This is a genomic window from Streptomyces sp. NPDC030296 (assembly GCF_055572815.1).
The window spans coordinates 155,042-156,186 of the sequence record NZ_JBVICQ010000017.1; the positions used below are offsets into that span (position 1 = coordinate 155,042).

The following is a 1,145-nucleotide window of genomic DNA, read 5'->3' on the forward strand; positions in this document are numbered from 1 at the left end:
TTCTCCGACCTGGGTCGGCATGGTGAGGCGCTGCCGCTGGAGGAGCGGGCGCTGGCGATCACCGAGGCGGCGTTGGGGCCGGAGCACCCCACCACGGCAGTGCGGCTGGGCAACCTCGCCGCGACGTTCTCCAACCTGGGTCGGCATGGTGAGGCGCTGCCGCTGGCAGAGCGGGCGCTGGCGATCACCGAGGCGGCGTTGGGGCCGGAGCACCCCGACACCACACTGCGGCTGAACAACCTCGCCGTTGTTCACCGCAGGTTGGAGCAGGGAAGCTGTGGTGAAGAACCATAAGGGCAGGTCCACGAGCAAGCATCGCCGGTGTGCTACCAGGGGCCATCGCGATCGTGGCTAGTCCTCTGGCGTGGGCGAGTCGACCGCCCCAGCCATGACGTACCCCTTCTACGGCAAGTGGCTGATTGCTGTGTGCCCGGCACGGGCGCTGGCCGGGCTGGAGCGGGGCGGAGACAGGAGCGCGGGCCCGGCCGGGGGCCGGGCCGCGCGCGGTGAGCGAGCGAGCCGTCTTGAACCAGTCGCCGAGTCGGTCGGCCTTCGCGTGATCCGGTTGCATGACGCTCGGCACGGTACGGCCACTCTCCTCACGGCTGCTGGTGTCGCCCCCCGGGTCGTGATGGAGATCCTCGGGCACAGTCAGATCAGCATCACCATGGACGTGTACACGCACGTCGTGCAGGACACCCAGCGCGAGGCGATCAGACACACGGATCGGCTGCTCAAGCGGCGGCCGGTTGTGAGTGACAGTCCTCGTTGATGTCAGAAGTGGATGGCCCCGGACCATGATCGGTCCGGGGCCTTTGGTGCCCCCGGCAGGATTCGAACCTGCGACACCCGCTTTAGGAGTTCGATCCGAGCATGGTCCGGCTGCTGTCCTCGACTGGTGCGACGGCCGGACAGAGTCGCTGGTGTACGCCCCAGTCCGGCGACGTTGATGTCAGCCGTGGATGTCAGAAGCCTTCTGATCCGTAGCTCTACAGAGATCGGTCGGGGACGGTCATACCGGCTGCTCTGGGGTGTCTGAGAGTGGTTGGCGGTCGGGGTCGGTTGCTGGGGTTGCTGTATCTGGTTGCTGTACAGCGGCCGCAGCTTTGCGGGCGACAGCGAGGTTGTTGCGGCTGGTCAGGGTG

The 1,145-nt window shown here is 67.2% G+C and carries 1 protein-coding gene and 1 pseudogene; both read left to right on the forward strand.

The window, feature by feature from the left end:
• On the forward strand, window positions 1-294 hold a 294-nt coding region (locus ACZ4Z3_RS36570), incomplete at its 5' end, for a tetratricopeptide repeat protein (protein WP_468505087.1).
• A gap of 238 nt (window positions 295-532) precedes the next feature.
• Window positions 533-772: pseudogene (locus tag ACZ4Z3_RS36575) on the forward strand (tyrosine-type recombinase/integrase); the annotation flags it as partial.
• Window positions 773-1,145: the final 373 nt, after the last annotated feature.